This window comes from Flagellimonas ochracea (genome assembly GCF_009903685.1).
GTDB classification, from domain to species: domain Bacteria; phylum Bacteroidota; class Bacteroidia; order Flavobacteriales; family Flavobacteriaceae; genus Flagellimonas; species Flagellimonas ochracea.
In genome coordinates, this window is record NZ_JAAABI010000001.1 from 511085 (window position 1) to 525651 (window position 14567).

Genomic DNA, 14567 nt, shown 5'->3' on the forward strand with positions numbered 1-14567 from the left:
TGATTTTCATTTTTTATTGGCACCCATTATTACTTACTTTTTCCATTTTGATTGGTCTGAATCGTTTCCAGTTCTTCTTCAGGATGTTTTTTCCTTTCAATCATGTAGTACACCAACGGCACAACCAACAGTGTCAATACGGTTGAAACAATGGTTCCGCCCATGAGTGAAATGGCCAGACCTTGAAAAATTGGGTCGAACAGAATCACGAAAGCACCTATGACCACAGTGCCTGCAGTCAACAAGATTGGTGTGGTACGGACCGCTCCCGCTTCGATAACCGCTTTTTTCAAAGGAATGCCCTCTGCCAAACGCAGATTGATGAAATCTATCAACAATACGGAATTCCGGACCATGATACCGGCCAGGGCAATCATCCCAATAAATGATGTTGCCGTAAAAAATGCTCCCAGCATCCAATGCCCAAGTACAATGCCGATCAAGGAAAGTGGAATGGCAACCATCATCACGATAGGTGCCTTGAAGTTCTGGAACCACCCCACAATCAATATATAAATTATAATAATGACCCCTAAAAAGGTCAGACCCAAATCACGGAAGACCTCTAAGGTAATCTGCCATTCGCCATCCCATTTTACGGTAAAATCGTCCTCAAAATCAGGTTGTTTGATGTAGAGTTCGTTAATAGAATATCCTTGGGGCAAATCCATTTTTTCAAGTTTATCTGTCATTCCCAGAATGGCGTAAACGGGACTCTCCAATTTTCCGGCCATGTCTGCCAGCACGTAGACCACTCTTTTTTGGTTCTTTCTATAGATACTTTTCGCCTTCACGGTTTTCTGGATATCGACGAGGTCGCCAATGGCCATCATAGTGCCCTGATTTGCTTTCACTTTAAGTTGGGAAATATCCAAGAGCGTGGATTTTTCCTTTTCTTCCAATGCCAGAATCAATCCAATCTGGTCGGCAGCGTCCTCATCATATAAGTTGGTCACTACTCTTTCGGAAAGAGCCATATTCATTGTTTGAACGATTTGTTGGGGAGCCACTCCATACAACATGGCTTTTTCTTTATCCACAACAAATTCGTATTCGGTTTGGTCAGCTTCTACCATCCAGTCCACATCCACTACATCTTGGGTATTTTTAAGAATGTTCCGGACCTGATCGGCAATTTCCATTTGCATATCGTAATCGGGGCCGTAGATTTCACCAACTATGGTAGACAGTACTGGAGGCCCAGGTGGAACTTCCACGATCTTTACATTGGCATCGTAACTTTTTCCAATGCGTTGAATTTCTTCCCGCATGGAACTGGCAATACCATGACTCTGGGCACTGCGTTCCTTTTTGTCAATAAGATTCACCTGGATGTCTGCCATATTGCTTCCTCCACGAATATCGTAGTGCCGAACCAGCCCGTTAAAAGTAATTGGGGCAGAAGTGCCCACATAACTCTGATAGTTTACGACCTCTGGTCGCATACGAAGGTATTGGGCAATCTCTTGGGCAACCACATTGGTCCGCTCCAAAGTTGTGCCCTCTGGCATGTCGATGACCACTTGAAATTCGTTCTTATTGTCAAAGGGCAGCATCTTTACGGCCACAGTCTTGGTGAAAAATAGAACTACCGAGCCCATCAGCAGTAAAAATGTAATCCCCAAAAACAACCATCGTCTTTTTTTGTTTTCGACAAGAGGACTTTCAAGCCTATCGTACATTTTGTAGATAAAGCTGTCCTCCAGTTTCTTTTCTTTTTTTTCCGTCGTTTTTTTGTCCTTTTCTCGAAGTAAGACATATCCTAGATAAGGAGTAATGGTCAGGGCCACGAAAAGGGACAATATCATGGCGATGGAAGCACCAATGGGCATAGGCGACATATAGGGGCCCATCAATCCAGAGACGAAGGCCATCGGCAGTACAGATGCGATTACCGTAAAAGTGGCCAAAATGGTCGGGTTACCCACCTCATTAATGGCGTACAATGCCGCTTGCTTGAAGGGCAACCGTTTCATCTTAAAATGTCGGTGCATGTTCTCAGCAATAATGATGGAATCATCGACCACAATACCCGTGACAAAGACCAAGGCAAAAAGCGTAATCCGATTTAGGGTATAGTCCAGCATATAGTAGCTCAGCAGTGTAAGGGCAAAGGTGATGGGAACCGATAAAAAGACCACGAGTCCCCCACGCCACCCCATGGCGAGCATCACTACAAGGGTTACGGCAATAATTGCACCAATCAAGTGCATCAAAAGTTCTGAGACCTTGTGGGACGCGGTTTCCCCATAGTTTCGGGTAACTTCTACATGTACGTCATTGGGAATCAGGGTCTCCTTCAAATGTTCCACTTTCTCCAAGGCGATATCGGCAATCTTCATGGCATCAGCGCCTTTCCTTTTAGCCACTGAAATGGTGACAGCGGGATATTCAGATGTATGGGTAGTTGCCTTTGGGTTCCCTTGCCCAAATCCCAGGGACACGTAATTTTTTGGTACTTCGGGCCCATCTTGGATATTCGCGATTTGTTTTAGATAAATGGGGCGGTTTTGCTGAACCCCAACCACCAAATTTTCAACGTCGGCAATGGTCTTCAAAAAATTCCCTGTTGTCACATTGAACTCAGTGTCGTTCTTATCAAACGTACCGCCACTAAGTTGTTGATTGTTGGCTTTAATCATCTCTGCTACCGATAGAAAATCCAACCCGGTTTGTGCCATTCGATCCTTGTCCAGAACCACGCGAAGTTGTCGGTTTCTTCCACCAATTCTTTTGATGGCCGATACGTCATTGATTTTTTTGATTTCATTGGTCAACTCATTGGCTATCTGTTTCAATTGGTAATCATCATAATTCTCGCTCCACAGGGTTAGTCCCAATACGGGGACATCATCGATGGCTCTAGTCTTTACCAGTGGAAAGGTCACGCCCTGCGGCATGATATCCATATGCTTGTTAATTTCATTGTATAGTTTTACAAACGAGCGTTCAATATCTTCACCTACATAAAACTGTACGATGACCATGGCCTGTTCCTCCATTGAAGTGGAGTATACATATTCTATTCCCTTAATGTTCGATATCAATTTTTCCAAGGGTTTTACCACCCTGTTTTCCACTTCGGTAGGACTAGCACCTGGATACCCCACGAAAATGTCGGCTATCGGGACATCAATTTGTGGCTCTTCCTCTCGAGGTATCAAAAACGAGCTATAGACCCCGATAACCATAAACACAATCATTAGCAACACGGTCAATTTAGAACCTATGAATGCTTTGGCTATTTTACCGGCTAATCCTTCCTTCATTTTGTGATAATTTTTGTTTTCCCTTGCATTACTGGCTTTTTACTGAATCGAGATTTTGGCCCCATTGTACAGTTTGCCCCTGGCGTCTATGATGTATTGTTCATTGGCCGATAACCCAGCCAATACTTCCACCGAATCACTGTAAGTCCTTCCCAAACGTAACCAACGCAATAGTGCTGTATTGCTTTGGCTCACGGTATAGATTCCGGATAGCTGACCTTTGGTTACCAAGGCCTTCTTGGGAATAAAGACGGTTCCGTAAGAAGTCCTTTTCTCCAGAGGAAATTGTACCGTGGCGAACATTCCCGACAGAATCTCCGTGTCGTTTTTGTCCAATATCACTTTGACCAGATATTGTCCTCCTGTATTTTTGGACGAGGAGCTTACTTCTGTTACTTTTCCTTTAACCGTTTCGTCCATGGATTTAAGGGATACCTTCACTTCAGTATTTGTTTGTATACGAAGAATTTCAGATTCGGGTACCATGGCCAATACTTGAAAATTACCTGGCGCCTCCACTTCCAGCAATGGTATTCCGGGATTTGCCATATCACCTTCTTTGATAAATCTATTGGTCACTACACCATTAAAAGGAGCCCTGATATTGGCATATGCAAGCTGTGCATTTACCTCGTTCTTCATCTGCTTGGCCGATTCCAAACGTGCTTTGGCCATGTTGTAGTTTGCGGTGATATCATCGAGTTCCTTTTGGGATGCACTGTTCTCCGTAAAAAGATTGGAGTACCTGATGAAATCTTTTTCAGCATTGGAAAAAGCAGCAGTCGCCTCGGTTATGCCCGCATTTACTTGTGCCAGTTTCGCAGTAATATCTGAATTGTTGATGCGCAAAAGGAGCTGACCTTTTTTTACTTTTTCCCCGACCTGTACATGGATTTTATCAACATATCCCATCATTCGGGTGCTTAGATTGGCACTGTTTACCGCTTCGATCTTGCCGCTTACGGATAGAAAGGGATTGGCACCATCTTCTTTTACCGTATTTACCGTTACTTCGATCACAGGTGAATTATCAGCTACTGCTTTTTTGTCCTGGCTGCCACAGCTTGCTGTAAAGAGCGCTACTGTCAGTAATCCTAAAATGGTTCTATTTTTCATGTTGATCTGTCTATTTTATCTGTCCCTTACTTAAAAATTGAACATATGCCAATGCATAATTATGATTGAAAATCATGGTGTAATATTCCAATTGTTTTTGGGCGTATTGGGTTTCGGCAAATAATAGGTCCGTTGTTTTTTCCAACCCCTGTTCAAAACGGTTTGTACGTATTCGCAATGATTCTTGGGATTGTTCCATGGCCAGTTTGGCGAGTACCAGGTTGTTTTTCGCATCCTCCAGCATTCGTTTGGCCCTGTTCAGTTCTACCTGGTTTTCGGCCTTGTATTGATGGAGCTGCAGCCTCGATTTTTCATATTCAGCCTTACTTTTTTTTGCCTTTCCAAAGCGTTTGCTGCCTTCAAACAGGTTCCATTTCAGTTCTGCACCAAACAAATAGCCATCCGTATCCCCTTGAAAAATTTCATCGTCATGAAGTTCGTAGGTGCCAAAAGCATTCAATCTGGGTAGAAAACTTAATCTATCCGCTTGGTATATTTGATGATAGGCCTTGCTCTTCAATTCCATGGCCTTGATGTCTGCTCTATCCTCTGGGACGTCATAAGGGAATACATTACCGGTTGCAATTATCAATGAATCTGAAGGTCGTAAAACAGGATAGCTGGCATCATCCATCAAAACTGATAAGTGATTTGAGGCGTTCTGAATATTACTTTTGGCATATTGTAGCTGATTGTGGATTTCCGTAACCCTAACTTCCACCGCCAATACATCTGATTTTTGCAAGTACCCCTGGCTAAAGTTGTTCTCTGCAATCCGTTTGTTTTCCAAAGCGGATTCTTTGGCCTTTTCCAAAACTTCGATGGTCTTGTAGGCCAGTTGCAGTTGCATATAAGCCTTATCGACTTCCAGCTCTATAAAATCCCGGGTTCGCACAGATTGAAGTTCTGTGGCATTCAATTTAGCTTTGGCCGCTTTTCTTTGATGAAGGCCGTCCAAATTCAGTATAGGCTGTTTTACTTCAATCCGTGTGGCATAATCCTCAATTTGAGATGGATTGTTTAGTAAATCTGGATTGAAATCTTCCGAAGTGAGGATACCTTGATTCAATTTTGAACCAAATGCCATCAAGGGATTTGTGGTCGCAATACCTGTATGGGATACCCCAATGTTGGGTAAAAGCACTTCGTTGGTCTGGTCAAAATCACCTTTTGCCATTAGAACATCTTGTTTGGACATTTTAATGGTGTTGTTATTCTCTCTGACCGTATTAAGAACCTCTTCCTTTGTAATCAAAAGAATTTCCTGTGCCCCAAGACTTAGGGAAAAAAGGAATATAAGAAGTAAGAGCATTTTATTTTTCATGGGATACTCAATCATTCTATTTAACGCTCCGCAAAATTAGAAGCTAGTAAAGCACGTGTCAGTAACAATGGTTACGTTGCCTGGGCCGGTAAAATCTTCAAACGCTAGTACGAAGAAGCAGTGGGGATTACTGTTGCTTCCTTTTTGTGTCAAACCAATAACTTATTCCTGCTGAGAAATAAAAAACACTTTCTAAATCTTCAGTTATCACCGAATCCTCGGTGGTAATCGTGGCACTGCTCTGTGGCAAGGCCAATGAAGGCGCAAAAGAAAAAATAAACTGTTTGTGATGGTATTGAACGGGAAGACTCAGTTCTACATTCAAAATATTGAACTCTGATGCTTCCTTAATATCCACCATGGTAGCTGCAGTAGAATTCATTCCTCCCGTGCCTTGACTTTGTCCCTGGCCCTTTCGGTTTCCAAGACGGCTTGTTCGATAATATTCCTGATAGAAATATTGTGATCCGGCATATACAGCGATGGTCGGGTCGATCAAAAAGCTTTTGTCATTACTATAAAAAATCCGGTCGAGCATCAATCCGGTAAAAATATCTGCAGAACTACCATCATTAAAGTAGGTGCTGGCCAAAACAGACATTTCCAATACTTCAAAGTCATAGCTCAGAAAGCCCGAAATGTCTGCTATAATCTCCGATTTTACATTATAGCTATCTCCATTAAAGAAATAGGCCGTCACCGAAATTCCCCCACCGAGTTTTTCGCCTTGGGTCAGGTATCCCAAACTTGCCAAAACCAAGTCTACACGATTTTCTTCGGAGCCTACCAAATAAGAGGCCGATGCGTCCACAAAAAATCCCGACTTGTCATAATAACCTATGGAAGGAAAAATATAGGGAGCGGTTATGGAATCACGTCTGCCCATAAATACTGCATCGTTAATGTAACTGATGTCTGTCAAAATGTAGGACTTTTGGTTACTGGAAATTTCTTCGGCAGTTTTTTTGTTGTTCTGTGATATCACTACTAAGGGGGTGCAGAACAAGAAGATGTGTAATAGAAGCCAATTTTTCATGTTTACTGATTTCGTTAAATTCCCAATTAAGTCTCAAGAATGTTGCTATGGATCAACTACCCATTCTCAAGGCTTTATCATTTTAACAGCTACTTTGTGCCCTTTTTCTTTTTTTGTACTGACATCTTGTTGCCTACCTTTTTATTCATCATTTTTTTCTTGTTCATTTTGTTTTTTTTGACCATCATTCTTCGATGTTGGTACATGTTGGTGAACTTGGCACCATCCATATTGATACATTCACCATCACGAAGGCGAAACTGTTTTTGTTGTGGGTCTTGATAGCTGCCATCAGGGTTTACTATCAATCCGTCACCAAGGTTTATCTTATTTTGAATCCTGTTTTGTACACGGTTTCTGATTTGAAAGGCTTCGCCGTCTATCATCATGATTTGGTACCTATTTTGGTTCCGCTCTTGGATTTGGGCCTGGGTAAGTCCCATATTTTCTTTTTTAACCTTATACCGGTATTGATATTCATTGCGGTACTTAATGCCGTCGTTATCCAGACATTCACCATCACGTAGACGTAATCTATCTTGGTCTCTTGTGATATAAGAGCCATCTGGGTTCACCACTGTACCGTCATTTAAAGTAATTGGATCCTGTAAACGTACTTGATCCCGATCCCTTATTTGTAGGACATCGCCATCGACCATCATTAAACGTTCTTGATCGCGATCTTGCGCCATGTCTTGATCTTGGGCGGTAAGTGCAAAAGTTCCTAGAACTATAAATGCAATTACAAAAAGTGCTTTTTTCATCTTTCCTATGTTTTTAAAATTAACAGGGCAAAGGTATTGACACCATGTTTCGCCCTCAATGACCCAAGTCAGTTGTGCCCAATAAATACAAGGCTTTACCAGAATTCTTCTGTAACTTTTGTTACACAAAAACCTCTCTTTTCAAAATTCCCCCACAATTTGGATTTCTTTACAGAGCTACATGATAATTGTCATTAAAATGGCGTATGTAAGTGTGTAGTTTTGATATCATTTATTTCAGACAATGACATCATAACAATTTTAAATATGGAAACGCTACAAGAAGTCAAAAGGAAGGTTTACCAGTTCGGTAATAAAAGTGCCGACGGCAATAGTAAAATGAAAAACCTTTTGGGAGGTAAGGGAGCCAATTTGGCTGAAATGAGCGCAATAGGCATTCCTGTGCCACCCGGATTTACCATAACTACAGAAGTTTGCACCGAATATAACAAATTGGGCAAAGAAGCTATAATTGAACTGCTCACCGAAGATGTAGAAAAGTCGATAAACAATATTGAATCCATAATGGGTTCACAATTCGGAGATAGTGAAAATCCTTTATTGATTTCTGTGCGTTCGGGGGCACGAGTATCAATGCCTGGTATGATGGATACGGTCTTAAACTTAGGGCTTAATGATGAAGTGGTTCATGGGCTTGTGGCGAAAACCAATAATGAGCGTTTTGCTTGGGATTCATACCGGCGTTTTATCCAGATGTATGGGGGAGTTGTTTTAGGCATGAAACCCAAATCAAAGGATGACATTGACCCCTTTGAGGAAATCATGGAGCATCTTAAAGAAAAAAGGGGAATTGAGTTGGATACCGAATTCACTGTACAGGACTTACAAGATTTGGTGTATGATTTCAAGGATGCCGTAAAGAAAAGAACAGGACATGATTTCCCAGCAGATCCTTGGGAACAGCTCTGGGGTGCTATAACTGCGGTTTTTGATAGTTGGAACGGAAATCGAGCTATTTACTATAGAACAATGAACGGTTATCCCGCTGATTGGGGCACTGCGGTCAATGTACAAGCCATGGTCTACGGTAATATGGGCGATGGTTCTGGCACTGGGGTTTGTTTTACCCGCGATGCCGCTACAGGAGAAAATGTCTTTAACGGTGAGTATCTTATCAATGCACAAGGTGAAGATGTTGTCGCAGGGGTAAGAACCCCACAGCAAATCACCAAATTGGGTTCGCAGCGATGGGCTGACCTAGCTCAGATTGAAGAAGCTGAACGAGTGGCAAATTACCCTTCCCTAGAAGAGTTGATGCCATCTATTTACGAAGAATTAAAAATATACCAAGATACCCTAGAAAAACATTACAGGGATATGCAGGATATGGAGTTTACCATTCAAGAAGGGAAACTCTGGATTTTACAGACACGAAATGGCAAACGTACGGGGGCTGCAATGGTCAAAATTGCAATTGATTTGTTGAAAGAAAGACTAATTACTGAGGAGGAGGCCTTGCTCCAAATTGAACCCAATAAATTGGATGAGCTATTGCATCCCGTATTTGACCCTAGAGCGTTGAAAATGGCCAATGTAATTGCCCAAGGTCTTCCGGCATCTCCAGGTGCCGCAACAGGGCAGATTGTATTTTTCGCAGATGAGGCCAAGATGTACAAAAACACCATTTTGACCCGTATTGAAACTTCTCCGGAAGATTTGGAAGGAATGAATCTGGCCAAAGGAATTTTGACCGCACGTGGTGGCATGACTTCACACGCTGCCGTAGTCGCCAGAGGAATGGGTAAATGTTGTATCTCTGGAGCAGGTGCATTGAAAATAGATTACAAAAAACGGACCTTGACCGTTGATGGTAAGGAATATCATCAGGGCGATTGGGTTTCGCTAAATGGATCCACCGGCAATATTATTGAGGGAAAAGTGGCGACTGTTGAGCCAATATTGAGTGGAGAATTTGCTGAACTTATGACATTGGCCGATAAATATGCAGATATGGAAGTAAGGGCCAATGCTGACACGCCCAAAGAAGCCAGAGCTGCATTGAACTTTGGAGCTAAGGGAATCGGTTTGACAAGAACAGAACACATGTTTTTCGAAATTGATCGTATTCGGGCTATGCGAGAAATGATCTTGGCAGATACGGTTAAGGGAAGAAAACACGCTTTGGAAGAACTTTTACCCATGCAGCGAAGCGATTTTGAAGGTATTTTTGAAGCTTTGCAGGGTCTTCCAGTGACTATACGTTTATTAGACCCCCCCTTGCATGAGTTTGTTCCCCATCAATTGGCCACACAAAAAGAACTGGCCGAAGACATGCACATTTCACTTGCAGCTGTCAAAAACAAAGTGGCCGAATTGGAAGAGTTTAACCCCATGTTGGGCCATAGGGGCTGTAGATTGGGAAACACCTATCCTGAAATTACCGAAATGCAAACTAGGGCCATCATTGAGGCGGCATTGAACTTAAAGGAAAAAGGAATAGTTGCCAAGCCCGAGATAATGGTCCCATTGGTAGGAACGGTAAATGAATTTGTTGAACAAGAGAACATTATTAGAAAAACCGCCGAGAAGGTGTTTGAAGAGCGAAGTGAACATATTGATTATTTGGTCGGTACAATGATTGAAGTGCCCAGAGCGGTATTGCTTGCCGATGCCATTGCCGAATATGCCGATTTCTTCTCTTTCGGCACCAATGACCTTACCCAAATGACCTATGGGTATTCTCGTGATGACGCCAGCAAATTCATGTCAATTTATTTAGAAAAAGGAATATTGAAAGCTGACCCCTTTGAAGTCTTGGATCAAGATGGAGTGGGTCAATTGGTTAAAATGGGGACTGAACGAGGTAGAAGTACCAAACCAGATTTGAAAGTGGGTATCTGTGGCGAGCATGGTGGTGAGCCCAGTTCTGTGGAGTTTTGCCATAGCACTGGTATGAATTATGTAAGTTGCTCACCTTTCAGGGTCCCCATAGCACGATTGGCCTCTGCACAAGCGGCGATTAGAGCAGCAAAATAGAAAATGTTTGAGGAATTTTTGAGAACCATTGATTCCAAACTTGGGTAATAAGAACAAGCGGGGGTAATACCTCCGCTTACGTTTCCCATTGCTTCATAATTAATTTGTACTTCGAGCCTAGTCCATTGTAAAACACTAAAAAACAATGCCTTATGTAACCAATGTTACCGAACTTTTTTGATAACATGACAATTGTCATATCCTCTGAGGTGCTCATCAAATATCTTTATCCCTATAAAAATGGTATAAACAAAATTCATAGAAAATGAGAAACTTGGTCATATTGGGAGCGGGAACTGCGGGAACGATGATGGCAAACCATCTGATATCAAAACTCCCAAAAAAGGAATGGAAAATCACGATTGTTGATCAGTATGAAACACACTATTATCAACCTGGATTTTTATTTCTTCCTTTTGATATCTATACAACAAAACAGGTAAAGAAAAAAGGGTCGAAGTTTATTCCAAAAGATGTTCGGTATATACAAGAAAAAATAGAACTCATCGAACCAGAGAAAAATGTGGTACAGTTGGAAAAAAGTGGGGAACTTGCCTATGACATTCTGATTGTTGCCACGGGCACCAAAATTGCTCCTGAAGAAATTGACGGTATGGCAGGTCCAGAATGGTACAAAAGCATTTTTGATTTTTATACTTATGAAGGAGCGAAAGCACTACGTAACAAATTACGTGAATGGGAAGGCGGAAAACTTGTCGTTCATATTACTGAAATGCCCATTAAATGTCCTGTAGCACCTTTGGAATTTGCCTTTTTGGCGGATTCATACTTTAAGAACAAAGGCATGCGCGATAAAGTGGATATCACTTATGTAACACCTTTAGGTGGTGCATTTACAAAACCAAAAGCTACTAAAGCATTGCACCACTTATTAGAAGAAAAGGGTATCAAAGAAGTCACTGACTTTAATATTGAGCGTGTAGATTACGAGAACAAAAAAATTATCGACTATGCAGATATTGAAATAGAATATGATTTGTTGGTCACTGTACCTACAAACATAGGAGATGCGCTCATAGAGCGCTCAGGGATGGGTGATGACCTAAACTTTGTGCCAACAGATAAAGCCACCCTCCAAACCAAAGATTATGAAAATATATTCGCAATAGGAGACGCTACTAATTTACCAGCTTCGAAAGCAGGTTCAGTAGCCCATTTTGAAGCCGAAATTCTTGAAGAGAATATTCTACGCTACATAAAAGGAGAACCTTTAAAAGCTGAGTTTGATGGTCATGCCAATTGTTTTATAGAAACAGGTGGTGGAAAAGCTTTATTGATTGATTTTAATTACAATCACGAACCCGTAGAAGGCACATTTCCTTTTCCAGGTATTGGACCGTTAAATCTTTTAAAAGAAAGCCGAATGAATCACATGGGTAAAATGGCGTTCCGATGGATTTATTGGAATATGCTTATCAAAGGCATTTCCATTCCTTTTGTATCAGCAAAGATGTCAGAAAAAGGAAAGCACCTTGAAGAAACAGTATAATACAATCAATATTAATTTAAAATTTTAGTAACCATGAAAAAGTTAATCGCAAATAGAGAAATCGATGTAAACGAAGAAGGCTATCTATTGGACTTTAAACAATGGGACAGAGAAATCTGCGAATGTATAGCCGGTGAGTGTAATGTTGTAATGACCGAAAAACATTGGGAAGTGATAGCGTATCTTCAAGACAAACATCACAAAGAAGAACCACTATCCATTAGAGGTATCAAAAGAAGTGGTGTTATCAATATCAAGGAATTTTACAACCTATTTCCTGGCGGTCCTTTAAAGAAATCAACACTGATTGCAGGTATTCCCAAGCCCAAGAGTTGTATATAGTTTTTAGAGTTCAAAAACTTAAAAGAAATAGATAACATTTTAAATATAAAATTATGAGCGGTACTAAAGTCAAAAAAATGCTTTTTATCCTTTCAAAGGGTACTATAGAGAATGCCTATGCTGCTTTTGTGATGGCCAATGGTGCCCGAATGGAAGGAATAGAAGCTGAGATATTCTTTACTTTCTTTGGATTGGAAGCCATCCAAAAGAAAAAACTCGAACACATGCACGTGGCCACAGTAGGGAATCCGGCAATGCATATTCCCACGATGTTGGGTGGACTGCCGGGAGTAGAGGCCTTGGCTACCAAGATGATGAAAAAAGAAATGGAAAAACTGGATATGCCCCCTATTGGTGAGTTTCTTGAGATTCTATCCGATTCTGGGTGCAAACTATGGGGCTGTAAATTGGCCATCGATATGTTCCATTTAGAGCAGGAAGATTTAATCGAGGAGCTAGATGGCATCTTGACCATTGGTGATTTTTACAATAGGGCTGACCAAGAAGGCACCCATCTGCTCTTTATCTAAAAAGAGAAGAGAAAATCCCAAGCTTAAAAGGCGATATCTTGAAAATAGATATCGCCTTTTTGCAGTAGAAGCATACTATTCCTTTCAATACATTACCCCCCTTTATTTAATAAAGGTATAGCTCGCACCTATCATAATCATTGAGGTTGTCATATCATAGGATACCTCGCTGCCAGGAATCGCCCCATAGGGAGGAAAGTTGGGAATGAATTGTGGATTAAGCACTGGTCCGGATGTGGCATCTCCGCTGTCTCCATAGTGGAACACCGCATCAAAAGTGAACTTATCACTAGCTTCATAGCTTAAGCCCAATTGAAATGCATTTTTGATAATGGCAGTGGCGGGAATATTAAAGAAGGCCACATCACTGTTTATCGGGTTCGAGCTATAGGTATATCCTGCTCTCAAAGGAAGTTTGTCTATACCTTTATATTGAACACCTGCAGATACAATATTGATATTTTCCCAACCAAATCCAGAAACTGAAGCGGTGGGAGTCCAACCAGTTTCCGAAAAGCCATCTGTGTTCTCATAGTCCACAAGTCTATAATCTACTGCCAAATCTATATTTCCAAGCGAATACCCCAATCCAAATGATAGAATGGCAGGGTAATCTATATTGAAATCATTGGTAGCGGTCGAACCATCCAAATAGGTGTTATCTAGCTCAAAATCGCCAAAGTATTGGGTGGTTTTGTATGATGCCCCAGCCTTGAATCCAGAACCTGAGTCAAAGAAGACACCAACTTGCCCACCGAAACCAATGGCTGATGCTCTGTCCGTTGAAGGATAGCCTGATTGATTTGGATTGGCAGTTGGATTAGGTATAAGCTCGAGACTCGCGTAATTGGCAGTAGGCTGTAACCCTATTGAAAATTTGTCGGATAATTCATAGGCCCAAGTAAATCCAACTTGTAATAAGGAATAATCGGACTCTATTCTGCCAAACCCCCCTTGACCTTGTGGTAAATTTATTGGATTAGAGGTGCTTTCAGGAAAGGTGACACCAAAACCACTGATACCAAAAGCCGAAGCGCCAAAAGTGTGCTTACTGCCCTCTTTGCTCCAAACGAATGCCAGTGCAGGAAGTGGAGATACGCCTCTGTCATCTTCAGTAACCCCACTAAAAAAATTGCCCGTGGGCTGTCCATTGGTATCAAATTCTGGTACCGTTGAACTTAATTCTGGAGAAGAAAAGAAAAAACCAATATCAAACTTCAAAATGGTCTCATCAAAGGTTGAAATTGTAGCGGGATTCCAATGTAAGGCACCAGAAACATCCAGAGGTTGTCCTGTGGCAGCCCCGCCCATTGACATATTTACCGAACCTACGCCCTGCATAATGTGACCTGCTTGTGAAAACACAGCAGTGGAGAACAAAAAAAAGTAAAGAATTAAATAGTTGTTTTTCATAATCGTATAGTTTATTGTTTGAATATTAAACACCGCTATTACTTCTACACGTTGTAGAATAAAGACTAAGGCGTATTCAACAGCTAAAGTATATGGTATTTAGATAAATAAGGATGAGATATGTCATTGTACAAAAGATGTTAAGGGCATAGTTTTAATCTAAATCCGGGTTTGCCGTGAAATTGACAGATCTATTCAGGGAAATTGTTCCAAATTGTTCAAAGGATATGTTTTTTTGGTGAATTCCAATTAACTCTGGATGGCAA

General features: G+C 41.3%; 10 protein-coding genes. 4 read left to right on the forward strand and 6 right to left on the reverse strand.

The window, feature by feature from the left end; all coding sequences use genetic code 11:
• Positions 1-29: 29 nt before the first annotated feature.
• The 5 genes from GTQ34_RS02470 to GTQ34_RS02490 all read right to left on the reverse strand — a co-directional run bounded on the left by GTQ34_RS02470 (position 30) and on the right by GTQ34_RS02490 (position 7509).
• The gene (locus tag GTQ34_RS02470) at positions 30-3269 is read right to left on the reverse strand and encodes an efflux RND transporter permease subunit (RefSeq protein ID WP_166522173.1); all 3240 of its coding nucleotides are present in this window, start codon (positions 3267-3269) and stop codon (positions 30-32) included.
• Positions 3270-3308: 39 nt separating this feature from the next.
• Positions 3309-4385, reverse strand: a complete 1077-nt coding sequence (locus tag GTQ34_RS02475; RefSeq protein ID WP_166522174.1) for an efflux RND transporter periplasmic adaptor subunit — start codon at positions 4383-4385, stop codon at positions 3309-3311.
• 10 nt (positions 4386-4395) lie between these two features.
• Complete coding sequence (locus tag GTQ34_RS02480; protein WP_166522751.1) at positions 4396-5709, reverse strand: TolC family protein; 1314 nt, start codon at positions 5707-5709, stop codon at positions 4396-4398.
• A 127-nt stretch (positions 5710-5836) separates the two neighbouring features.
• Positions 5837-6745, reverse strand: a complete 909-nt coding sequence (locus tag GTQ34_RS02485; RefSeq protein WP_166522175.1) for a hypothetical protein — start codon at positions 6743-6745, stop codon at positions 5837-5839.
• Positions 6746-6834: 89 nt separating this feature from the next.
• Entirely contained in the window at positions 6835-7509 is a 675-nt protein-coding gene (locus GTQ34_RS02490; protein ID WP_166522176.1) for a DUF6799 domain-containing protein, read from the reverse strand.
• Between the two features lie 267 nt (positions 7510-7776).
• Between GTQ34_RS02490 and ppdK the strand changes: the two genes are divergently transcribed.
• The 4 genes from ppdK to GTQ34_RS02510 all read left to right on the forward strand — a co-directional run bounded on the left by ppdK (position 7777) and on the right by GTQ34_RS02510 (position 12888).
• Positions 7777-10506 (forward strand): pyruvate, phosphate dikinase, encoded by a 2730-nt coding sequence (gene ppdK, locus GTQ34_RS02495; RefSeq protein ID WP_166522177.1) that lies wholly within the window; start codon positions 7777-7779, stop codon positions 10504-10506.
• Between the two features lie 265 nt (positions 10507-10771).
• The gene (gene sqr, locus GTQ34_RS02500; protein ID WP_166522178.1) at positions 10772-12016 is read left to right on the forward strand and encodes a type III sulfide quinone reductase, selenoprotein subtype; all 1245 of its coding nucleotides are present in this window, start codon (positions 10772-10774) and stop codon (positions 12014-12016) included.
• Positions 12017-12049: 33 nt separating this feature from the next.
• Positions 12050-12358, forward strand: a complete 309-nt coding sequence (locus GTQ34_RS02505; RefSeq protein WP_166522179.1) for a TusE/DsrC/DsvC family sulfur relay protein — start codon at positions 12050-12052, stop codon at positions 12356-12358.
• Positions 12359-12411: 53 nt separating this feature from the next.
• The gene (locus tag GTQ34_RS02510) at positions 12412-12888 is read left to right on the forward strand and encodes a DsrE/DsrF/DrsH-like family protein (protein WP_166522180.1); all 477 of its coding nucleotides are present in this window, start codon (positions 12412-12414) and stop codon (positions 12886-12888) included.
• 102 nt (positions 12889-12990) lie between these two features.
• On the opposite strand, the gene GTQ34_RS02515 is transcribed toward GTQ34_RS02510, so the two are convergent.
• On the reverse strand, positions 12991-14301 hold the full coding sequence (locus GTQ34_RS02515; protein ID WP_166522181.1) for an OmpP1/FadL family transporter: 1311 nt from the start codon (positions 14299-14301) through the stop codon (positions 12991-12993).
• Between the last annotated feature and the right edge of the window lie 266 nt (positions 14302-14567).

Bases quoted from the DNA above. Each gene is read 5' to 3' on its own strand.
- GTQ34_RS02475 (WP_166522174.1), bottom strand. From the start codon at position 4,385: ATGAAAAATAGAACCATTTTAGGATTACTGACAGTAGCGCTCTTTACA.
- GTQ34_RS02490 (WP_166522176.1), bottom strand. From the start codon at position 7,509: ATGAAAAAAGCACTTTTTGTAATTGCATTTATAGTTCTAGGAACTTTT.
- ppdK (WP_166522177.1), top strand. From the start codon at position 7,777: ATGGAAACGCTACAAGAAGTCAAAAGGAAGGTTTACCAGTTCGGTAAT.
- GTQ34_RS02515 (WP_166522181.1), bottom strand. From the start codon at position 14,301: ATGAAAAACAACTATTTAATTCTTTACTTTTTTTTGTTCTCCACTGCT.
- GTQ34_RS02470 (WP_166522173.1), bottom strand. From the start codon at position 3,269: ATGAAGGAAGGATTAGCCGGTAAAATAGCCAAAGCATTCATAGGTTCT.
- GTQ34_RS02480 (WP_166522751.1), bottom strand. From the start codon at position 5,709: ATGAAAAATAAAATGCTCTTACTTCTTATATTCCTTTTTTCCCTAAGT.
- sqr (WP_166522178.1), top strand. From the start codon at position 10,772: ATGAGAAACTTGGTCATATTGGGAGCGGGAACTGCGGGAACGATGATG.
- GTQ34_RS02510 (WP_166522180.1), top strand. From the start codon at position 12,412: ATGAGCGGTACTAAAGTCAAAAAAATGCTTTTTATCCTTTCAAAGGGT.
- GTQ34_RS02485 (WP_166522175.1), bottom strand. From the start codon at position 6,745: ATGAAAAATTGGCTTCTATTACACATCTTCTTGTTCTGCACCCCCTTA.
- GTQ34_RS02505 (WP_166522179.1), top strand. From the start codon at position 12,050: ATGAAAAAGTTAATCGCAAATAGAGAAATCGATGTAAACGAAGAAGGC.